This is a genomic window from Pseudomonas sp. NPDC089396 (genome assembly GCF_044749545.1).
Taxonomy (GTDB): domain Bacteria; phylum Pseudomonadota; class Gammaproteobacteria; order Pseudomonadales; family Pseudomonadaceae; genus Aquipseudomonas.
In genome coordinates this window covers 255,445-277,027 of sequence record NZ_JBIVIC010000002.1, presented here as the reverse complement: position 1 = coordinate 277,027, position 21,583 = coordinate 255,445, and the positions used below count along the sequence as shown (strand labels likewise).

Here is a 21,583-nt window from a genome sequence, read left to right as displayed (position 1 = left end):
CGCAGCAAACACCCGGCCCACAAGGCCAGGCAATAACTACAAAAACAGAAAGGGAGCTTTAACCTTGAGACTTTTCACTCTCACCGCACTGGCCTTGGCTATCGGTACTTACTGCACCACAGCCCAGGCCGACACCCAGAGCCAGGACTACGTCCCGTTCAGCCTCAAAGCCGCCAGCGAGCAAGACCAGGCCCAAGGCTTCATCGACGGCCAGAGCCTGTCCGGCAGCACCCGCAACTGGTACGCCCGCGAACGCGCCACCCGCGCGCCGCTGTGGAAGTACACCAAGAGCGACGGCACGCGCCACGACACCCACAGCCGCGACAACTGGGTGCAGGGCACCATCCTCAACTACAGCTCGGGCTTCACCCAGGGCACCGTGGGCTTTGCCGTGGAAGCCGCCGGCTACAACGCCATCGCCCTGGAACAAGGCCGCGCCGCCGTGGCCGGGCCGAACAACCGCACCCTGACCCACAGCGACGGCGACCCCATCGGCCAGTGGAGCAAGATGGGCCTGGCCAACCTCAAGGCGCGGGTGTCCAACACCACCCTGACCGTGGGCCGCCAATCGGTGGACACGCCGATGATCGCCTACATCGGCAACCGTGCTCTGCCGTCGAGCTTCCAGGGTGCGTTCCTGCACAGCGCCGAATTCGACAACCTGTCGTTCGACCTGGGCACCTTCGACCGCGTCTCGCCGCGTACCGAACAAAGCCTGAGCAAGTTCCGCAGCGAATACAGCGCCACCGGCGTGGAAACCGACCGCGCCAGCACGACCGGGGTCAACTACCAGCCGTTCAAGAGCCTGACCACCAGCCTCTATGCCAGCAAGGTCGACGACTTCTGGAACCAGTACTACTTCGGCGCCAACCACGTACTGGGCGACAGCGCGGTACTGAGCCTGAGCACCGGTCTGAACTACTACAAGACCGTGGACGAAGGCAGCAAGAAGATGGGCGAGATCGACAACGACACCTACAGCCTGTCGCTCGGCCTGACCCACCAGGCGCACACCCTCACGGCCTCGTGGCAGCAGGTCAACGGCAACGAATACTTCGACTACCTGCACGAAACCAATGGCATCTACCTGGCCAACTCGCTGCTGTCGGACTTCAACGGCCCCAACGAGAAATCCGTGCAGCTTTCCTATGTGCTGAACATGGCGCCCTACGGCGTGCCAGGCCTCAAGTTCAACCTGTACAACGCCCGTGGCTGGGGCATCGACGGCACCCATTACCGTGGCACGGCCTATGACGTGAACGGCCTCGATGGCGAGAACCACTACGAGTGGGGCATCGGCACCAGCTACGCAGTGCAGAGCGGGCCGCTGAAGGACACCAGCATCCGCGCCACCTATACCGCGCACCGCGCCAGCAAGGCCCAGGGCGATGGCAGCCTGGACGAACTGCGCATCGTCACCACCATTCCGTTCAACATCCTCTGACCGTTGACGCCCCGGCCCGCTTCGAACCGGGCCGTGGCGGCTACGCTGGAAACAATGCATGCAGGGAGGTTCCATGACATCGCTAGCACTGCGCGCGGCCCTGGCCGCGATCATCCTGGGCGCTGCCGGACAACTGGCGGCCAAGCCTTTGGTGGTGTGCACCGAAGCCAGCCCGGAAGGCTTCGACGTGGTCCAGTACACGACCGCGGTCACTTTCGACGCCACGGCCGAGACGGTGTTCAACCGCCTGGTCGATTTCAAGCCGGGCACCACCGACATCCAGCCGGCCCTGGCCGAACGCTGGGACATCTCGCCTGACGGCCTGACCTACACCTTCCACCTGCGCCAAGGTGTGAAGTTCCACACCACCGACTACTTCACGCCAACCCGCGACTTCAACGCCGACGACGTGCTGTGGAGCCTGAACCGTCAGCTCGACCCGAACCACCCCTGGCACGCCAAGACCAGCGTCGGCTACCCGTATTTCGAGAGCATGGCCTTCAAGGACCTGCTCAAGTCGGTGGAAAAGACCGACGCGCACACCGTGGTCATCACCCTCACGCGCCCGGAAGCGCCCTTCCTGCGGGACATGGCCATGGGCTTCACCTCGATCTACTCCGCCGAGTACGGCGACCAGTTGCTCAAGGCCGGCAAAACCGGCGAGCTCAACAGCAAGCCGATCGGCACCGGTCCGTTCATCTTCCAGCGCTACAACAAGGACGCCCAGGTGCGCTACAAGCCCAACCCGGACTACTTCCGTGGCAAGCCGCCAAGCGATGCGCTGATCTTCGCCATCGCCACCGACAGCAACGTGCGCCTGCAGAAACTGCGCGCCAACGAATGCCAGGTGGCGCTGTACCCAAAACCGGACGACGTACCGTCGATCAAGGCCGACTCCACGCTCAAGGTGGCCGAGATCGAAGCCCTGGTCACCGGCTATATCGCCATGAACACCGAGCACAAGTACCTGAGCGACGTGCGCGTGCGCAAGGCCATCAACATGGCCTTCGACCGCCAGACCCACGTCGACCAGCTGTTCGGCAAGGGCAACGCGCTGGTGGGCGTGAACCCGTATCCACCGACCATGATCGGCTACAACAGCGACAACCAGAACCCGCCCCGCGACCTGGCCAAGGCGCGCGAACTGCTCAAGGAAGCTGGCGTGCCGGAAGGTACGGTGATCACCCTGTTCACCCGCAACGGCGGTGGCGCGACCAACCCCAACCCGCGCCTGTCCGCCGAAATGCTCCAGGCCGACCTGAAGCAGATCGGCCTCAAGCTGGATATCCGCGTGATGGAGTGGGCCGAAATGCTGCGCCGGGCCAAGAAAGGCGAGGCCGACCTGGTGTCCACCGGCTGGGCCGGCGACAACGGCGACCCGGACAACTTCCTCAGTCCCCTGCTCAGCTGCGATGCCGCCAAGACCGGCGAGAACTACGCCCGCTGGTGCAACCCGAAATTCCAGGAACTAATCACCCGCGCCCGCGAAGTGATCGACAACGACGAACGCGCAAGGCTCTATGCCGAGGCATTGAAGGTGTACGATGACGATCAACCCTGGATCAGCATGGCCCATCCGAAGATGTTCACCGCCATGCGTGCAAACGTGGAGGGATACGTGATCAACCCTCTGACCAACAACAACTTCGCCACCACCAAGGTGAAGTAGAACAACAACGATCGCCGGCAACCCACACGGGCACCGGCGGCACAGCCGTACAACGGCCGATGAGGTAACCCCGACAATGTTGAGTTTTATTGCCCGGCGCCTGGGCTTGCTGATTCCGACTTTCTTCGGCATCACCTTGCTGACCTTCGCGCTCATACGCCTGATCCCCGGCGACCCGGTGGAAGTGATGATGGGCGAGCGCAGGGTCGACCCCGAAATGCATGCCCAGGCCATGGAGCGCCTGGGCCTGAACAAGCCACTGCCGGTCCAGTACCTGGACTACGTCGGCAAGCTGGCCCAGGGTGACCTGGGCGAGTCCCTGCGCACCCGCGAGAGCGTGTGGACCGAGTTCCTCACGCTGTTCCCGGCCACATTGGAGCTGTCGTTCGCGGCCTTGCTGTTCGCCGGTACCGTCGGCTTGCTGGCCGGGGTGATCGCCGCGCTCAAGCGCGGCTCGCTGTTCGACCACGGGGTCATGGGCATATCGCTGGCCGGCTATTCCATGCCGATCTTCTGGTGGGGCCTGATCCTGATCATGTTCTTCTCTGTCAGCCTCGGCTGGACGCCCGTCTCCGGGCGCATCGACCTGCTCTACGACATCGAGCCGAAAACCGGTTTCATGCTCATCGACACCTTGCTCAGCGACGAAGAAGGCGCGTTCAAGGACGCGGTGATGCACCTGATCCTGCCGGCCATCGTGCTGGGCACCATCCCCCTGGCGGTGATCGCCCGCATGACCCGCTCGTCGATGCTCGAAGTGCTGCGCGAGGACTACATCCGTACCGCGCGTGCCAAGGGCCTGTCGCCGGCCCGGGTGGTGTTCGTGCACGGCCTGCGCAACGCACTGATCCCGGTGCTGACCGTGTTCGGCCTGCAGGTCGGCACCCTGCTCGCCGGGGCCGTGCTCACCGAAACCATCTTTTCCTGGCCGGGCGTCGGCAAGTGGCTGATCGAAGCCATCGGCGCCCGTGACTACCCCGTGGTCCAGAACGGCATCCTGTTGATCGCCTGCCTGGTGATCCTGGTCAACTTCGTCGTGGATATCCTCTACGGCCTGGCCAACCCACGCATCCGTCATCAGCGCTGAGGCCCTCGTCATGACTAGCCCGATTCCGAAATCCGTCGCGCCGGCCAGCCCGGTGGACCAGAGCCTGCTCTACCCCTCGCCGTACAAAGAGTTCTGGCATGCCTTCTCGCGCAACAAGGGCGCGGTGATGGGCCTGGCCTTCATGTGCCTGGTGGTGTTCTGCGCCCTGTTCGCGCCGTGGGTCGCCCCGCACGACCCGAGCGAGCAATACCGCGACTTCCTGCTCACGCCACCGGTGTGGCTCGAAGGCGGTACCTGGCAGTTCATCCTCGGCACCGACGAGCTGGGCCGCGACCTGCTCTCGCGGTTGATCCAGGGTGCCCGGCTGTCCTTGCTGATCGGCCTGTCGTCGGTGGTGATGTCGCTGATTCCCGGCATCCTGCTGGGCCTTCTGGCCGGCTTCTTCCCGCACCTTCTCGGCCCGTCGATCATGCGCCTGATGGACGTGATGCTGGCCCTGCCGTCGCTGCTGCTGGCAGTGGCGATCGTCGCCATCCTCGGCCCAGGCCTGATCAACACGGTGATCGCCATCGCCATCGTCTCCTTGCCTTCCTACGTGCGCCTGACCCGCGCCGCGGTGATGGGTGAGCTCAACCGCGACTACGTCACCGCCGCACGCCTGGCCGGTGCCGGCCTGCCGCGGCTGATGTTCGTCACCGTGCTGCCCAACTGCATGGCACCGCTGATCGTGCAGGCCACCTTGAGCTTCTCCTCGGCCATCCTCGACGCCGCAGCACTGGGCTTCCTGGGCCTGGGCGTACAACCGCCGACCCCGGAATGGGGCACCATGCTGGCGTCGGCGCGTGACTACATCGAGCGCGCCTGGTGGGTGGTGAGCCTGCCCGGCCTGACGATTCTGCTCAGTGTCCTGGCAATCAACCTGATGGGCGACGGCCTGCGCGATGCGCTGGACCCGAAACTCAAGAACGCCGCCTGAGGAGAGCGCCATGTCACTGTTGCAGATCAACAACCTGAACGTGCGCTTCGGCGACGCCAATGCCGTGCCTGTGGTGGACGGCCTGGACCTGGCGGTGGACGCCGGCGAAATCCTGGCCATCGTCGGCGAGTCCGGCTCGGGCAAGTCGGTGACCATGATGGCCCTGATGGGCCTGATCGACGCCCCTGGGCGAATCACCGCCGATACCCTCAGCTTCGACGGCACCGACATGCTCAAGCTCAGCGGTCGCCAGCGGCGCAAGGTGGTGGGCAAGGACATCGCCATGGTCTTCCAGGACCCGATGACCGCGCTCAACCCGAGCTACACCGTGGGTTTCCAGATCGAGGAGGTACTGCGCCAGCACCTGGGCCTGAAGGGCAAGGCCGCTCGCCAGCGCGCCCTGGAGCTGCTGAAAAAAGTCGAGATCCCGGCCGCCGAAAGCCGCCTGGACGCCTATCCGCACCAGCTGTCGGGCGGTATGAGCCAGCGCGTGGCGATCGCCATGGCGATTGCCGGCGAACCCAAGCTGCTGATCGCTGACGAACCGACCACGGCGCTGGACGTGACCATCCAGGCGCAGATCATGGAGCTGCTGGTGAACCTGCAGAAAGAGCGCAACATGGCGCTCATCCTGATCACCCACGACCTGGCCGTGGTCGCCGAAACGGCCAAGCGCGTGTGCGTGATGTACGCCGGGCAAGCCGTGGAGGTGGGGCAGGTGCCGGAGCTGTTCGACGTCCCGGCCCATCCCTACAGCGAAGCGCTGCTGGCGGCGATCCCCGAACACAGCATCGGTGCCGAACGCCTGGCCACCCTGCCCGGCATCGTCCCCGGCCGCTACGATCGTCCCGACGGCTGCCTGCTGTCGCCGCGCTGCCCGTATGTGCAGGACAACTGCCGGCACCAGCGCCCGCCCCTCGATCCCCAGGCCCATAGCCTGGTGCGTTGCTTCTACCCGCTGAACCAGGAGGTGGCGTGATGGCCGTGGTTCTTTGTGCCCGGGAGCTGACCCGGCATTACGAGGTTTCACGTGGCCTGTTCAAGGGCCACGCCCTGGTGCGTGCGCTCAATGGGGTGTCGTTCGAACTGGAGGCCGGCAAGACCCTGGCCGTGGTCGGTGAGTCCGGCTGCGGCAAGTCGACCCTGGCGCGCGCCCTGACCCTGATCGAAGAGCCTTCCTCGGGGTCGCTGCAAATCGCCGGCACCGAGGTCAAGGGCGCCAGCAAGGTCGAGCGCAAGCAGCTGCGCCGCGATGTGCAGATGGTGTTCCAGAGCCCCTACGCCTCGCTCAACCCACGGCAGAAGATCGGCGACCAGTTGGCCGAGCCGCTGCTGATCAATACCTCGCTGAGCAAGGCCGAGCGGCGCGAGAAAGTGCAGAAGATGATGGAGCAGGTGGGCCTGCGCCCCGAGCACTACCAGCGTTATCCGCACATGTTCTCCGGTGGCCAGCGCCAGCGCATCGCCCTGGCCCGGGCGATGATGCTACAGCCGAAGGTGCTGGTGGCCGACGAGCCGACTTCGGCCTTGGACGTGTCGATCCAGGCGCAGGTGCTGAACCTGTTCATGGACCTGCAGAAAGAGTTCAACACGGCGTATGTGTTCATCTCCCACAACCTGGCGGTGGTGCGCCATGTGGCGGACCAGGTGCTGGTGATGTACCTGGGACGGCCGGCGGAGATGGGGCCGAAGGAGGATATCTACGAGAAGCCGCTGCACCCGTATACCCAGGCGTTGTTGTCGGCCACCCCGGCGATTCATCCGGACCCGCTGAAGCCGAAGATTCGCATTGCCGGGGAGTTGCCCAATCCGCTGAATCCGCCAGATGGGTGCGCGTTTCACAAGCGCTGCCCTTATGCGACGGAGCGGTGTGGGAAGGAAGTGCCGGCGTTTCGACAGGTGGGTAGTCGGCAGGTGGCTTGCCACTACGCAGAGCAATTCTTGTAGATAGCCGGGGCTGCTGCGCAGCCCTTTCGCGACACAAGGCCGCTCCTACAGAGCATCACGCATACCTGTAGGAGCGGCCTTGTGTCGCGAAAGGGCCGCAAAGCGGCCCCACAATCTCAATGCATGAATATCGCGATCAGGATAATCACCGGAATCGGCACCCCAAGCATCCACAGCAGTAATGAGCGCATGACGTTTCTCCTTCCTCAACGTTGAACAGTACGACGCGCGGTGTAATCCACCCCTTCCCCTTCCAGCCACAGCACACGGTCACGCTGACGGCCACCGAACAACGCGGCCACGCTGGCAAAGAACGCCCCACACAACAGCGCAACGAAGGTCCACAGTGCGGTCCATGCCGCCACTTTGGCTGCGGTATCGGCTGCTTGCTGTGCCTGCACTTTGGCTTGCTGCACTTGAGCGAATACCTGGTCCACCCGTGCCTCGGCCTCGGGCTGGGTCAGGCGAGTACGTTGCGCCACCAACTGCGCCAGATAGGTGCGATCACCTTCGGCGAGCGTTCCTTGGGCGATGGACTTGGCGATGATCCGCGCCGCAACACCGTTGGCGGCATCATCACTCACCGCAGCGGAGGCGTCGCCACGGAACAGGCTGTCAACGAAATAGGCGTTAGGGTCAGGCTTGGGCACCATGCTGGCGGCAGCCCCTACGGCGCTCGCCCCGGCCTGCACACCGGCACTGGCAAGGCCGCCGGCGGTACTGACGATCAGCATGGCCGCCACCAGCGTTGCCACCGCCCAGGCGAGAAAACCGTGTGCCGTATCGCGGAAATACACTTCGTCTCCATGCAGGTTGGCCCATTTCACCCGCAGCCGACCGGCAATGTAGCCACCCAGGCCGGAAGCCAGGATCTGGGTCAACAGCAACCAGATGATCGTTGAAATGCCCAACGCCTTGGCGCTGGCACCTTCATTGGCCCAAGGCGAGGTCGCGGCAAAGCCAAGACCTGCACCGAGCACCACCAGGATCAGGGAAAGGGACGCCGCAGCAGCGGCACCGGCAAAGATGGCCGCCCAGGATACGCCTGAGCGTGACTGAGCATCGGCATAGGGGTAGTCGACAGAGGGGATCATGGGATTTTCGCCTTTGTTGTGAGCAACAGGACCAGTCGCACCCTGACCGCTGCAGAGGCTGTGCCAAATGTGTCAAAAAATGACATCAATGCGAATCAAGGAGTTAGCGCGCAGAGCAGTCTCGGAATCGTGCAAAACACCCGGATAGCGGCAAATGGCTCTGGGTTTATGCAATGCGCAATGAACCTGTGGAGGCGGCCTGTGGGAGCGGGCTTGCCCCGCGAAAAGGCCCGGCACTGACTTGCCTCCATTCCCGCCCCTCGGCACTATCTGCACATGAGCCTGAACACACGCCCAGACGGCCCCGAACAAACGCCGATCACCGCCGAAACGGTCCTGCGCTACCACCTGTGCTGGAAGCACCGCGACCTCGACGGCGTCATCGCGCTCTACCACCCCGACATCCAGTACCACGACTTCTTCCAGAACCGCGTGCTCGGTTACCGCGAGCTGCGCGACTACGTGCGTGCCTGCCTGCCGCATGAGGCCGGCGAGGACATCGTCCACAGCGACCGCATCCGCGTCGATGGCTGCACTGCGTTCATCCAGTACCAGGTCACGGTGCAGGGCGGTGAAGGCCTGGTGGCCTTCCAGTCGAGCGAAGCGATCACGGTCAAGGACGGCCTGATCTGGCGGGTCAACGAATACGCCACGCTGGTACGCCAGAACAGCAAGGGCCTGCCCAGCGCGGGTCCGCGTCCGGCCACCAGCCGCCTGGGACTGTCGCCTCGGCAACTGTCGACCATGGCCCAGGACCTGGAGCACTACTTCCAGCGCCAACGCCCTTACCTCGACCCTGAACTCGACTTGCAACAGGTCGCCGGCGCCAGTGGCTACAGCCGCAACCAGATCTCCTACCTGCTCAACCAGGTGCTCGGCCAAAGCTTCTACCGCTACGTCAACCAGGCGCGCCTGCAACACCTGATGGCCAGCCTCGACGACCACAGCCTTGCGGCGTCGATCGACGACCTGGCCTTCAGTGCCGGCTTCAACTCCCTGTCGGCCTTCTACAAGTGCTTTCGCGAACACACAGGGCTCACGCCCAAGGCCTACCTCAAGCAAATTTCCCTGCGTGCACGCACGTAAGACAGCCAGCGCCCAACGCCACTAGCATCGCCCACAGACCTTGACGGATGTGGAGCCCACCCGATGCAACCCCTGCGCACGCTCAGCCTGTGGATGGACCAGCTCGACGAGCCGCTGTGCGCCCGCCCGGCCCTGCACGAAGACCTAGACGTCGACGTGTGCATCATCGGCGCCGGCTACACCGGCCTGTGGACCGCCTACTACCTCAAGCGCCAGGCCCCGCACCTGAACATCGTAGTGATCGACGCCAACATCGCCGGATTCGGCGCCTCCGGGCGCAACGGCGGCTGGCTGATGGGCAACCTGCTCGGCGAGGACCGGCTGCTGGCCAGCCTGTCGCCGCAGCAACGCCGCAGCAGCATCGACCTGCTGCAGGGCATACCCGATGAAGTCCATGCCGTGCTGCAGCGCGAGGCCATCGACTGCGATTTTCGCAAAGGTGGCGTGCTGTATTGCGCCGCTCGCTACCCGGAACAGGAACGCAGCCTGCGCGCCTACCTCGACGACCTGTACCGCCAGGGCATGCGCGAGGAGGACTACCACTGGCTGGGCCCCGAGAAACTGGCTGAACAGCTGCGGCTGAGCAACGCCTACGGCGCCATCTACAGCCCGCACACCGCGACCATTCAACCGGCCAAGCTGGCGCGAGGGCTGGCCCGGGCGGTGGAGGCGCTGGGCGTGCCCATCTTTGAGAACACCCCGGCCATCGACTGGCAGCCGGGCGAAGTGCGCTCGCCCTTGGCGCGCATCCGCTGCCAATGGACGGTGCCCGCTGTCGAAGGCTATGCCGCCAGCCTGCCGCCGCTGGGCAAGCACCAGCTACCGGTGCAAAGCCTGCTGCTGGCCACCGAACCGCTGCCTGAATCGACCTGGCAACAGATCGGCCTGGACCGGGGCCAGGCCTTCAGCGAGAGCAGCCGTCAGGTCACCTATGGCCAGCGCACCGCCGACAACCGCCTGGTGTTCGGCGCCCGCGGTGGCTACCGCTTCGGCGGCCGGCTGCGCGAAAACTTCACCCTCACCGAGGCCGAAGTCGGCCTGCGCCGCTACCTGTTCAGCGAGCTGTTCCCCCAGCTCAAGGATGTGCGCATCACCCATTCCTGGGGCGGCAACCTGGGCATGGCCCGACGCTTCCGCCCGCACATGCTGTGCGACCGCCAGCGTGGCATCGCCCTTTCCGGGGGTTATGGCGGCGAAGGCGTCGGCGCTACCAACCTCGGTGGGCGCACCTTGGCCGCGCTGATCCTCAACCAACAGAACGCACTGACCGCCCAGCCCTGGGTGCTCGACAACCGCCCGCTATCGAGCCTGGCCAGCTGGCCGCCCGAGCCCTGCCGCTGGCTGGGCTACAACGCCATCATCCAGAGTTTCGTCCACGAGGACCGGACCCTCGCCAACCCCGCCAGCGCGCCCTGGAGGCGGCGCCTGGCCAGCTCCCTTGCGGACTTCATGGAAGGTTTCATGCACTGACTTCCCTTTCCCCTGCACAGGATCCACCAGCAATGAGCATCACCCAGTTCAAACACACCGACAGCGTCGTGCTGGACAGCGCCAACCCGGTCGCTGTGCCCATTGGCGAGCCCGTGGCAGTGGCCTCGGTCACCTGCGTGGAGCGCAGCGATGGCGTCGAAGCCGGCATCTGGGAGTGCACGCCCGGCCGCTGGCGGCGGCAGATCGTGCAACAGGAGTTCTGCCATTTCATCAAGGGCCGCTGCACCTTCACCCCCGACGGTGGCGAAACCCTGTTCATAGAAGCCGGAGACGCATTGATGCTACCGGCCAACAGCACCGGCACCTGGGATATCCAGGAGACCGTGCGCAAGACCTACGTTCTGATCTTCTGATCCGCTGATCGCCTGCCTTCGATAACAACAGACAAAGCAAGGTAAACCCGACATGCGTACGCTCCTCCTCGCCCCCCTGATGCTGGCCGCCAGCGTGGCCAGCGCCGCCGACACGGTAAAGATCTACAACTGGTCCAGCTACGTTGCGCCCGATACCCTGCAGAATTTCCAGCAGGCCACTGGGATCAAGCCGACCTACGACGTGTACGACAGCAACGAGACCCTCGACGGCAAACTGATGACCGGCAACTCCGGCTACGACGTGGTGTTCCCCTCCAACCACTTCATGGCCCGACAGATCCAGGGCAAGGCCCTGAAGCCACTCGACAAGTCGCAGCTGCCCAACTGGCACAACCTCAACCCGGTGCTGCTCAAGGCGCTGGAGGTCAACGACCCGGGCAACCAGCATGGCTTCCCGTACCTGTGGGGCAGCACCGGCATCGGCTACAACATCGACAAGGTCAAGGCGGTGCTTGGTGACAACGCGCCGGTCGACTCCTGGGACCTGATCTTCAAGCCCGAGTACATGAGCAAGCTCAAAAGCTGCGGCGTCGCAGTGCTCGACAATGGCCCCGAGTTGCTGCCGATCGCCCTGCATTACCTGGGCTTGCCGCACCACAGTCAGGACCCGAAGGATTATGAAAAGGCCAAGGCGTTGCTGATGACGGTGCGGCCGTACATCAACTACTTCCACTCATCGAAGTACACCGGCGACCTGGCCAATGGCGACATCTGCGTGGTGGTGGGCTTCTCGGGGGACGTGCTGCAGGCGAAGAACCGTGCGGACGAGGCGAAAAATGGCGTGAAGGTGGGATATGCGATCCCCAAGGAAGGGGCGCCGATGTGGTTCGACATGGTCGCCATGCCGGCCGATGCGCCGGATGAGAAGGCGGGGTATGCCTACATGAACTACCTGCTGCAGCCGGAGGTGATGGCCAACATCAGCAACCATGTGCAGTACGCCAACGGCAACCTTAAGGCTGACGGGCTGGTGGACCCGGCGATGAAAGACAACAGCATGATCTACCCGAGCGACGAGGTGATGAGCAAGCTGTATGCGCTGGAGGCGATGCCGGCGAAGATCGACCGCATTCGTACGCGGATCTGGACCAGTATCAAGGCAGGTAACTAGGTTGGCTGCACCGGCCCTATCGCCGGCAAGCCGGCTCCCACAGGGATCTGCACAGGCCTCAAGCCTTGTGCAGTACCTGTGGGAGCCGGCTTGCCGGCGATAGGGCCAGTGCAGACAACCTGGCTATGAAGATCAGTGATGCTCGCGAGTCGCGCGGAACTTGATGTCCGGCCAGCGCTCTTCCATCAGCGCCAGGTTGACCCGGGTCGGCGCCAGGTAGGTCAGGTGACCGCCGCCATCGATGGCCAGGTTCTCCATGGCCTTGTTCTGGAATTCCTCGAGCTTCTTCTTGTCATCGCAGGTGATCCAGCGCGCCGACCAGACGGTGATCGGCTCGTAGGCACACTCGACCTTGTACTCTTCCTTCAAGCGGCTGGCGACCACGTCGAACTGCAGCACACCGACCGCACCCAGGATGATGTCGTTGCTGCGCTCGGGGAAGAACACCTGAGTCGCGCCCTCTTCGGCCAGCTGCTGCAGGCCCTGACGCAGCTGCTTGGACTTGAGCGGGTCCTTCAGGCGCACACGGCGGAACAGCTCCGGGGCGAAGTGCGGGATACCGGTGAAGCCCAGCGCCTCGCCTTCGGTGAAGGTGTCGCCGATCTGGATAGTGCCGTGGTTGTGCAGGCCGATGATGTCGCCAGCGTAGGCCTCTTCCAGCTGCTCACGCTCGGAGGAGAAGAAGGTCAGCGCGTCACCGATGCGCAGGTCCTTGCCGGTACGCACGTGGCGCATCTTCATGCCCTTCTCGTACTTGCCCGAGCAGATGCGCATGAAGGCGATACGGTCGCGGTGTTTCGGGTCCATGTTCGCCTGGATCTTGAACACGAAGCCTGTGAACTTCTCTTCCACCGGCTCCACGGTACGCTCATGGGCCACACGGGCCAGCGGGCGCGGCGCCCAGTCGACAACGGCATCGAGCACATGGTCGACACCGAAGTTGCCCAGTGCAGTACCGAAGAACACCGGCGTCAGCTGGCCGTTGATGAACTCGTCCTGGTCGAACTCATGGCAGGCGCCCTGCACCAGCTCAAGCTGTTCGAGGAAGCGATCGTACTCGTCACCCAAGTGCGCGCGGGCTTCATCGGAGTCGAGCTTCTCGATGATCTTCGCCTCGGTACGCTCATGGCCGTGGCCCGGGGTGTAGACGATGATGTAGTCGCCGGCCAGGTGGTACACGCCCTTGAAGTCGCGGTAGCAACCAATCGGCCAGGTGATTGGCGCGGCCTTGATCTTCAGAACGGCTTCGATCTCGTCGAGCAGTTCGATCGGGTCGCGGATATCACGGTCGAGTTTGTTGATGAAGCTGACGATGGGCGTGTCGCGCAGGCGGCACACGTCCATCAGGGCGATGGTCCGCGGCTCTACACCTTTACCGCCGTCGAGCACCATCAGCGCCGAGTCCACCGCGGTCAGGGTGCGGTAGGTGTCTTCGGAGAAGTCTTCGTGGCCGGGGGTGTCGAGCAGGTTGATCATGTGCTCGCGGTACGGGAACTGCATCACCGAGGTGGTGATGGAGATGCCGCGTTGCTTCTCCATTTCCATCCAGTCGGAGGTGGCGTGGCGGTCGGACTTGCGCGACTTCACGGTACCGGCGACGGCAATGGCCTTGCCCATCAGCAGGAGCTTCTCGGTGATGGTGGTCTTACCGGCGTCGGGGTGGGAAATGATTGCGAAAGTGCGGCGCTTCGCGACTTCGGCGGCCTGGTTGGTCATGGGAAATCGCCTGACTGGGGGATTCAAAAAGGGGCGATATCATACCTGAAGTTGGGCCGGGACCAAAATCTGCCGAACGAGTGGTGCCTGTTCCGGCCCTATCGCCGGCAAGCCGGCTCCCACAGGGACCTCTACAAGCTTCAGGCCCTGTGCAGTACCTGTGGGAGCCGGCTTGCCGGCGATAGGGCCCGCACTGCCACAACAAATTCATCCTCCAATCGCTTTATCACGATAAATGGCCGCAGGGCAGTTATTTCAACGCCTTCAGCGCCTTAAACCGCTGTTTTTTCTCGCCAGGATTCCAGCCACCCAGTGATTAACACTGGCCAAATGCCTCATCAGATGGGAACCTTTACGCCCACGGAGACGTCCACTCCCCTGCAAACCGCTTCGCTTGGGGACTGGTTTCATCAGCATTTTCGGGCCCGACGGGGTTCGGCTCATGGCCTGATCGCAGCCTTCGGTTGCCTCTCGCTGCTACTCGCGAACACACCACTCGCTGCCAGGTATGGCGGCCAAAAAAAGAGTGTGCTCGCCGACAACACAAGGAGTCCGCCTGTGGCAACACGCTACGGAAAAGGGCTGTTGGGATGGGCCGCCGTGCTCGTCATCCTGGCCCTGCTGATCCACTGGATCGGCATCGACACGATCGCGCGCTACCGCGACGATCTTGGGTTCTACCTGCAAGCGCACCTGGTACTGGTGCTGGCTTCGATGGCGGCGGCGTTGGCCGTGGGCATCCCCGCTGGCATTGCCTTGAGTCGACCGCACCGGGTCGACAAAGCCGAGCGCTTCATGCAGTTCTTCAACGTTGGCAACACCATCCCTCCCCTGGCCGTTCTGGCCATCGCCCTGAGTATCCTGGGCATCGGCGCCGGGCCCGCGATCTTCGCGTTGTTCCTCGCCTCCCTCCTGCCCATCGTGCGCAACACCTACGAGGGCCTGAAAAACGTCCCCGCCTCGCTCAAGGAAGCCGCCACCGGCATCGGCATGACCCCGCGCCAGCAACTCTGGCAGGTGGAGCTGCCCAACGCCGTGCCGATCATCGTCGGCGGTGTGCGGGTGGCCCTGGCGCTCAACGTCGGTACCGCGCCACTGGCGTTCCTGATCGGCGCCAACAGCCTGGGCAGCCTGATCTTCCCGGGCATCGCCCTGAACAACCAGCCACAGCTGCTGCTCGGCGCGGCCTGCACCGCGTTGCTGGCACTGCTGCTGGACGCCGCGGTGAGTTTCTCCAGCAAGCGCTGGCTGGAACGTGGCCTGGCCCGATAACCAGAGGGAACGTATGAAGAAGAGAATCGCCTTGCTGCTGGGCGCGGCCCTGCTGTTCGCAGGATTTGCCCAGGCGGCGGACAAACCCCAGCTGCACATCGGTGCGCGGATGTTCACCGAACAGACCGTGCTCGCCGAAATCACCGCCCAATACCTGCGCGCCAACGGCTTCGAGGTGCGCGTCACCACGGGCCTTGGCAGCAGCATCGCCCGCCAGGCCCAGGAAACCGGCCAACTCGACCTGATGTGGGAATACACCGGCGTGTCGCTGGTGTCCTACAACCACATCGATGAGCGCATGCCCAGCGCCGAGGCTACCTATGCCAGGGTCAAGGCACTGGACGCCAAGAAAGACCTGATCTGGCTGACCCCATCCAAGTTCAGCAACACCTACGCCCTGGGGCTGCCCAAGCAGATCGCCGAGGCCTACCCGCAGGTCAACACGATCAGCGACCTCAACCAGGTGCTGCGTGACGAGCACAAGCGTAATCATCTGGTGGCCCTGGACACCGAGTTCGCCAACCGCCCGGATGGCCTGGTCGGTCTGAAAGACATGTACGACCTGCAAGTGGGCCGCGCCAACATCCGCCAGATGGACGCTGGCCTGGTCTACACCGCCATGCACAACAACCAGGTGTTCGCCGGCCTGGTCTACACCACCGACGGGCGCTTGAGCGCGTTCAACCTCAAGCTGCTGGAAGACGACAAGCATTACTTCCCCGACTACACCGCCGCGCCGGTGGTGCGCAAGGCCGTGCTCGACGCCCATCCGCAACTGGTCGGCCTGCTCAAGCCGCTGGCCGAGCAGCTCGATGACGAGACCATGCGCCAGCTCAACGCCAAGGTCGATGTCGAGCACCAGAACCCGACTGCCGTCGCCGCCGCATTCCTGCGTGAGCATCCCCTCAAGGAGGTACAGCCATGAGCCTGCTCGATACGTTCGCCCATCTCGACTGGGCCCAGGTGCTGCAGCTGACCTGGCAGCACATCATGCTGGTCGGCATCGCCGTGGGCCTGGCGATCCTCGTCGGCGTGCCACTGGGCATCCTGATGACCCGCTTCCCGGCCGTGGCCGGGCCGCTGCAGGCCAGCGCGACGGTGCTGCTGACCATCCCGTCGATCGCCCTCTTTGGCCTGCTGCTGCCGTTCTACTCCAAGTTCGGCCAGGGACTCGGGCCATTGCCGGCAATCACCGCCGTGTTCCTCTATTCGCTGCTGCCGATCCTGCGCAATACCTACCTGGCCCTGACCAACGTCGAGCCCGGCATCCGTGAAGCCGCACGCGGCATCGGCATGACCTTCGGCCAGCGCCTGCGCATGGTCGAGTTGCCCATCGCGGTACCGGTGATCCTCGCCGGGGTACGCACCGCCGTGGTGATGAACATCGGCGTCATGACCATTGCCGCCACCATCGGTGCCGGTGGCCTGGGCGTGCTCATTCTCACCTCCATCAGCCGCAGCGACATGTCGATGCTGCTGGTCGGCGCCGTGCTGGTCAGCCTGCTGGCGATCATCGCCGACCTGCTCCTGCAAACCCTGCAACGTGCCCTGACTCCAGAAGGACTGCGCTCATGATCGAACTCAAGAACCTCAGCAAGACCTTCAACGTCAACGGCAAGGACGTCAAAGCCGTCGACGCGGTCAGCCTCACCGTCAACGAAGGCGAAATCTGCGTGTTCCTCGGCCCCTCGGGCTGCGGCAAGAGCACCACGCTGAAAATGATCAACCGGCTGATCACGCCCACCTCCGGCCAGGTGTTCATCAATGGCGAAGACACCAGCGGCCTGGATGAAGTGACCCTGCGCCGGCACATCGGCTATGTGATCCAGCAGATCGGCCTGTTCCCCAACATGACCATCGAAGAGAACATCACCGTGGTCCCCCGCCTGCTGGGCTGGGACAAGCAACGCTGCCACGACCGTGCCCGCGAGCTGATGAGCATGATCAAGCTCGAACCCAAGCAGTACCTGCAGCGCTACCCGCGAGAACTGTCGGGCGGCCAGCAGCAGCGCATCGGCGTGATCCGCGCGCTCGCCGCCGAAGCACCGGTGCTGCTGATGGACGAGCCGTTCGGCGCGGTCGACCCGATCAACCGCGAGATGATCCAGAACGAGTTCTTCGAGATGCAACGGGCGCTGAACAAGACCGTGATCATGGTCAGCCATGACATCGACGAAGCGATCAAGCTGGGTGACAAGATCGCCATCTTCCGTGCCGGCAAGCTGTTGCAGCTGGATCATCCGGACACTTTGCTGGCGCATCCGGTGGATGATTTCGTGAGCAACTTCGTCGGCCAGGACAGCACCTTGAAGCGCCTGTTGCTGGTGCGCGCCGAGGATGCGGCGGACAACGCCCCGTCGGTGAGCCCCGAGACGCCGGTCAGCGATGCCCTGGAATTGCTGGATGAGCATGACCGCCGCTACGTGGTGGTGACCGATGCGCAGAACAAGGCGCTGGGCTATGTGCGCCGGCGTGACATGCATCGCCAGCAGGGTGTGTGTGGGGACTTCCTCAGACCGTTCAATGCCACGGCTTCGCACGATGAGCACCTGCGCATCCTGTTGTCGCGGATGTATGAGTACAACCGGGCGTGGTTGCCGGTGCTGGATGCCGAGCAGGTGTTCCTGGGAGAGGTGACCCAGGAGTCGATTGCGGCTTACCTGAGTTCGGGGAGATCGCGGGGGGGCAAGACCAGCATCGTGTCGCCGGCCGAGGCGGTGGTTTCGTAACCGAGGGGCGCTTTGCGCCCCAATCGCCGGCAAGCCGGCTCCCACAGGGAACTCCACAGGCTTCAAGCCTTGTGCAATACCTGTGGGAGCCGGCTTGCCGGCGATTGGGGCGCCGCGGTATCAGAACCCTACACTGGCCTGCACATAGAAGGTGCGCGGCTCACCCACATAAATGCCGGCGTTGTTGTCGCTGGAGCGGGTGAAGTACTGCTTGTCGAAGAGGTTCTTCACCCCCGCGGCCACCGTCAGGTTCGACAGCTTCGGCCCGAAGTCGTACCCGCCACGGGCATGCCAGGTCACGTAACCCGGAATGTCGCCAAACTGCCCATCGGCGCTCGGCTCGGTGATGTAGTCGCCGTTGAAGCTGCCATCGGCATTGATCCCGGTGCCTGGCGCGCGCTGCTTGGATTGGGCGTAGGCATCCAGGTTCCAGGTCCAGCGGTTCACCGCATAGCGCACGCCGGCCGTAGCCACCTGACGCGAGTAGAACGGCAGGTCACGGCCTTCGAAGCCAGGGATATCCCCCTCATAGGTGGCGCGGGTGTAGGTGTAGCCGCCATTGACCGACAAACCTTCAAGGCGCGGGTCCAACCCGGCCAGGTCATACCGCGCCGAGGCCTCGATACCCTGGTGCTTGGTGGCACCCAGGTTGGTCCAGCCGACATCGTTGCTGATGTACTGCAGCTCGTCGTCGAAGTCGATGTAGAACAAGGTCAACTCACCAGCGAAGCCGCCGTTGTCATAGCGCGTACCGATCTCGTAGGTCTTGGCCTTCTCCGGCTCCAGGCCGTTGGCCGTGTTGTTGCCGACACCGCCCTGGCCCAGCTGGAAGTACTGCAGGCTGCCGAACGAGGTCTGGTAGTTGGCGAACACTTTCCAGGCATCGGAGATGTGGTACATCACGCTCAGCGCCGGCAGCGGCTCGTCGCTGCTGATGCTGCGCTTCTTCTCCGGCACCGGCCGGTTGTTGGCGTCCAGCACCGGGCGGTCGCGCCAGTCGGTGTTGATGTGCTCGAAGCGAAGGCCGGGGGTGATGGTCCAGTTGCCGATGTCGATCTTGTCGTCGATGTAGTAGGCGCTGGCTTCGGTACCACCGCTGCGGTCCTGGAACACATGGCCATCGGACGTCGGGGTTTGCGTCGGCACGTTGTCGATCAAGGCCAGGCGGGTGGCCTGCTCGCGCATGGCTTCTTTCAGGTAGCGGTAGCCGACGCTGACTTCCTGGGTGGCGGGGCCGGTGAAGAAGATCCGCGACACACGGGGCTCGATGGCGAAGGTGTGGTAGTTGCGCGGGTACGACGAGAGGGTCTTCATGTCGCGCGAGGCAATGGCGCTGCCACGGAAACTGTCGGTGTAATAGGTCAACACTTCGAACTGGGTAGCGTCGTCCAGCTGGCGTTGCCACTTGAACGACACGTCCTTGCGCCGCCCGGCGAAATAGTCGTAGTCGCGCAGCGACTGGTACGGGTTGCTGTCGTACTGCGCCTGGGTCAGGCCGCCGGGCATGTCGGCGCGGCCATCGTAGTAGTGAAAGTTGAGCCAGAACTCGTCGACGTCGGTCGGGGCCCAGTGCGTCTTGAGGATGACGTCATCGATGTCGTTGCCGTTGTTGCTTTCCCGGTAGCCGTTGCCATTCACCCCGGTGTACAGCAGGGCCACGCCCATGCCGTTGTCGGCGGTGCCGCCGACGAAGGCCGACTCGGTGTGCTTCCAGCCACCGTGCTGGGAGGTTTCCAGGGTGGTGGACAACTGGGCCGAGGGCTTTTCAGGGATGGCCCGGGTGACGAAGTTGATGATCCCGCCGACGTTCTGCGGGCCGTAGCGCACGGAACCTGCACCGCGCACCACGTCGATGCTGTCGAGGTTGCCCGAGGAGATCGGCGCCATCGACAGCTGCGGCTGCCCATAGGGGGCGAAGGCGGCCGGGATGCCATCGATCAGCACCGTCGAGCGTGGCGACAGGCGCGAGGTCAGGCCGCGTACACCCACGTTGAGCGACAGGTCGCTGCCGCCGGTGCCGTTGGAGTCCTGCACCTGCACACCCGGGATGCCGCGCAACACATCACGCACGTTCATCGCGCCCTTTTCCACCATCGCCTCGCGGCGCACCACGGTGCGTGCACCGGGGTGATTTTGCACCACTGCTTCGTCGGCATCGCCCAGCCAGTCACCGACCACCTTGATATCGGTGGGCGCCAGCTCCAGGCTGCCACTGCCCAGATCCAGCGTGGTCGGCAGGGGCTTTACCACCACGGTGTCCTGAGACATCTCGTAAGTGAGCCCGCTGCCCTGTAGCAACTGTTGCAGGGCCTCGACCGGCGTCAGTTGGCCGGAAACCGCCGGCGCCTGCTTGCCTGCCACCAGCTCAGGACTGAAGAACAACTGCAGGTTGGTCTGCTGGCCCAGTTGGCTTAGCGCCGAGGCCAGTGGTTGTGCCTGGATCTGGATAGCACTGCCGGCCTGCGCGGCCTGGCTGTTGACGGCCACCGAGCTTACCGCCAGGGCCAGCGCCAGGGCGCGCAAGGGTGGAAAAGGCTTGTTGTTGTTCACGTCGTCGAAACTTCCTGATGGTCGAGATAACGCCAATCGCATGCAAATGGAAATGCTTGGCAGTTGCAGCTGGCGGGGAAGACGAACGAGCGGAAAAAAACCTGAATCTATTTCGCAATAATTTCGCGTGAGCCATCTTCGTGGGCTTTGATGGCCACCGGCAGGATGCTCGGCAACGCGCGTAACAAGGCATCGGTGTCGTCGGTACTGAAGGTACTGGACACGCGCAGCTGCGCCACTTTGCCGGGGGCGACCCGCAGCGGCTCGGTACGGTAGCGCGACACTTCCGCCACCACGTCGGCCAAGGTGGCGTTGTCGAACACCAGCTTGCCCTGGCGCCAGGCGGTCAGCGCGGCGGCATTGACCGTATAGGGGGCCGCTACGTTGCCTTGTTCATCTATATGCGAACCTTGCCCGGCACCCAGTTGCGCCAGCGCGGTGCCCATGCCCATGCCCTGCACACGCACCGAGCCTTGCTCGACGGCCACACGGGTGGCGGCCGGATCCTGACGCACATCGAAACGGGTACCTGTGACCGTCACGCTGCCTTGGGCGGTATCGACCACGAACGGGCGGCTGCTGTCATGGGCGACGCTGAACATCGCTTCGCCCGCACGCAGCACGATATGCCGCCGGCCTGGACTGAAGTCGACCTGCAGCTCGGTAGCGCCATTGAGGTCAAGGTGCGAGCCGTCCGGCAACACCACCTGGCGGCGCTCACCGAACGCGGTTTGCAAGGTGTCCTGATGATTCAGTTGCTGGTACTTCCAGCCGCCCCAGCCGAGCCCCAACGCCACCACCGCCACACTGGCCGCCAATGCCTGGCGCAACAGGCGCCGACGTGGCAACTGCCGTACCGGCTCGGGCTGGCACAACGCTTCGAGTCGCTGGCGTGGAATGAAGTCGGTGGCCTGCCACAGCCGTGCGAGCTGCTGGTATTCCTCACGGTGCAGCGGGTCGACGGCCAGCCAGGCATCGAGCTTTGCCTGCAGCCCTGCATCGCGAGGTGCATCCTGCACGCGGGCGAACCATTCGGCCGCCTGCTCGCGGACGCTATCGGTAGCGTGCTGTTTCAT

At 64.0% G+C, this 21,583-nt stretch carries 18 protein-coding genes; 14 read left to right on the top strand and 4 right to left on the bottom strand.

Translation table 11 applies throughout. The features are described 5' to 3' along the window. The first annotated feature begins 64 nt into the window (after window positions 1–64). From ACIPZB_RS04270 to ACIPZB_RS04245, 6 genes are all read left to right on the top strand, one after another. The gene (locus tag ACIPZB_RS04270; protein ID WP_400639120.1) at window positions 65–1,444 is read left to right on the top strand and encodes an OprD family porin; all 1,380 of its coding nucleotides are present in this window, start codon (window positions 65–67) and stop codon (window positions 1,442–1,444) included. Window positions 1,445–1,517: 73 nt separating this feature from the next. Continuing rightward, window positions 1,518–3,113: an ABC transporter substrate-binding protein gene (locus ACIPZB_RS04265; protein WP_400639119.1), complete on the top strand. Its 1,596-nt coding sequence runs from the start codon at window positions 1,518–1,520 to the stop codon at window positions 3,111–3,113. A gap of 76 nt (window positions 3,114–3,189) precedes the next feature. Next, a complete protein-coding gene (locus ACIPZB_RS04260; RefSeq protein ID WP_008092542.1) occupies window positions 3,190–4,200 on the top strand; it encodes an ABC transporter permease subunit in 1,011 nt (336 codons plus the stop codon). A 10-nt stretch (window positions 4,201–4,210) separates the two neighbouring features. Next, window positions 4,211–5,137, top strand: a complete 927-nt coding sequence (locus ACIPZB_RS04255; protein WP_400639118.1) for an ABC transporter permease subunit — start codon at window positions 4,211–4,213, stop codon at window positions 5,135–5,137. Window positions 5,138–5,147: 10 nt separating this feature from the next. Further along, complete coding sequence (locus ACIPZB_RS04250; RefSeq protein WP_400639117.1) at window positions 5,148–6,116, top strand: ABC transporter ATP-binding protein; 969 nt, start codon at window positions 5,148–5,150, stop codon at window positions 6,114–6,116. Beyond that, entirely contained in the window at window positions 6,116–7,084 is a 969-nt protein-coding gene (locus ACIPZB_RS04245) for a peptide ABC transporter ATP-binding protein (protein WP_400639116.1), read from the top strand. The genes ACIPZB_RS04250 and ACIPZB_RS04245 overlap by 1 nt, the downstream gene beginning before the upstream one ends. Window positions 7,085–7,290: 206 nt before the next feature. Here the strand turns inward: ACIPZB_RS04245 and ACIPZB_RS04240 are convergent, their stop codons facing one another. Beyond that, window positions 7,291–8,178, bottom strand: coding sequence for a hypothetical protein (locus ACIPZB_RS04240; RefSeq protein ID WP_400639115.1), 888 nt, complete (start codon window positions 8,176–8,178; stop codon window positions 7,291–7,293). 276 nt (window positions 8,179–8,454) lie between these two features. Between ACIPZB_RS04240 and ACIPZB_RS04235 the strand changes: the two genes are divergently transcribed. The 4 genes from ACIPZB_RS04235 (at window position 8,455) to ACIPZB_RS04220 (ending at window position 12,240) form a co-directional block, all read left to right on the top strand. Further along, window positions 8,455–9,264 (top strand): helix-turn-helix domain-containing protein, encoded by an 810-nt coding sequence (locus ACIPZB_RS04235; protein WP_400639114.1) that lies wholly within the window; start codon window positions 8,455–8,457, stop codon window positions 9,262–9,264. Window positions 9,265–9,327: 63 nt separating this feature from the next. Beyond that, window positions 9,328–10,734, top strand: coding sequence for an NAD(P)/FAD-dependent oxidoreductase (locus tag ACIPZB_RS04230; RefSeq protein ID WP_400639113.1), 1,407 nt, complete (start codon window positions 9,328–9,330; stop codon window positions 10,732–10,734). 32 nt (window positions 10,735–10,766) lie between these two features. Next, entirely contained in the window at window positions 10,767–11,108 is a 342-nt protein-coding gene (locus ACIPZB_RS04225) for a cupin domain-containing protein (protein WP_008090667.1), read from the top strand. Window positions 11,109–11,160: 52 nt separating this feature from the next. After that, window positions 11,161–12,240, top strand: a complete 1,080-nt coding sequence (locus tag ACIPZB_RS04220; protein ID WP_400639112.1) for a polyamine ABC transporter substrate-binding protein — start codon at window positions 11,161–11,163, stop codon at window positions 12,238–12,240. Window positions 12,241–12,372: 132 nt separating this feature from the next. Here ACIPZB_RS04220 and ACIPZB_RS04215 read toward each other — a convergent pair whose 3' ends face one another. Beyond that, window positions 12,373–13,956, bottom strand: coding sequence for a peptide chain release factor 3 (locus ACIPZB_RS04215; protein WP_400639111.1), 1,584 nt, complete (start codon window positions 13,954–13,956; stop codon window positions 12,373–12,375). 558 nt (window positions 13,957–14,514) lie between these two features. On the opposite strand from ACIPZB_RS04215, the gene ACIPZB_RS04210 reads away from it, so the two are divergent. From ACIPZB_RS04210 to ACIPZB_RS04195, 4 genes are read left to right on the top strand one after another with little or no spacing between them, the layout of a single operon-like run. Further along, window positions 14,515–15,228, top strand: coding sequence for an ABC transporter permease (locus ACIPZB_RS04210; protein WP_400639110.1), 714 nt, complete (start codon window positions 14,515–14,517; stop codon window positions 15,226–15,228). 13 nt (window positions 15,229–15,241) lie between these two features. Beyond that, entirely contained in the window at window positions 15,242–16,153 is a 912-nt protein-coding gene (locus ACIPZB_RS04205; protein WP_400639109.1) for a glycine betaine ABC transporter substrate-binding protein, read from the top strand. Further along, window positions 16,150–16,803 carry an ABC transporter permease gene (locus ACIPZB_RS04200; RefSeq protein WP_010952080.1) on the top strand — a complete coding sequence of 218 codons (654 nt, stop codon included), beginning with the start codon at window positions 16,150–16,152 and terminating at the stop codon, window positions 16,801–16,803. The genes ACIPZB_RS04205 and ACIPZB_RS04200 overlap by 4 nt, the downstream gene beginning before the upstream one ends. Beyond that, window positions 16,800–17,957 carry a betaine/proline/choline family ABC transporter ATP-binding protein gene (locus ACIPZB_RS04195; protein ID WP_400639108.1) on the top strand — a complete coding sequence of 386 codons (1,158 nt, stop codon included), beginning with the start codon at window positions 16,800–16,802 and terminating at the stop codon, window positions 17,955–17,957. Before ACIPZB_RS04200 ends, ACIPZB_RS04195 begins: the two co-directional genes overlap by 4 nt. A 120-nt stretch (window positions 17,958–18,077) precedes the next feature. Here the strand turns inward: ACIPZB_RS04195 and ACIPZB_RS04190 are convergent, their stop codons facing one another. Both ACIPZB_RS04190 and ACIPZB_RS04185 read right to left on the bottom strand, forming a co-directional pair. After that, window positions 18,078–20,507, bottom strand: coding sequence for a TonB-dependent siderophore receptor (locus ACIPZB_RS04190; protein ID WP_400639107.1), 2,430 nt, complete (start codon window positions 20,505–20,507; stop codon window positions 18,078–18,080). Window positions 20,508–20,614: 107 nt separating this feature from the next. Further along, window positions 20,615–21,583, bottom strand: a complete 969-nt coding sequence (locus ACIPZB_RS04185; RefSeq protein ID WP_400639106.1) for a FecR family protein — start codon at window positions 21,581–21,583, stop codon at window positions 20,615–20,617.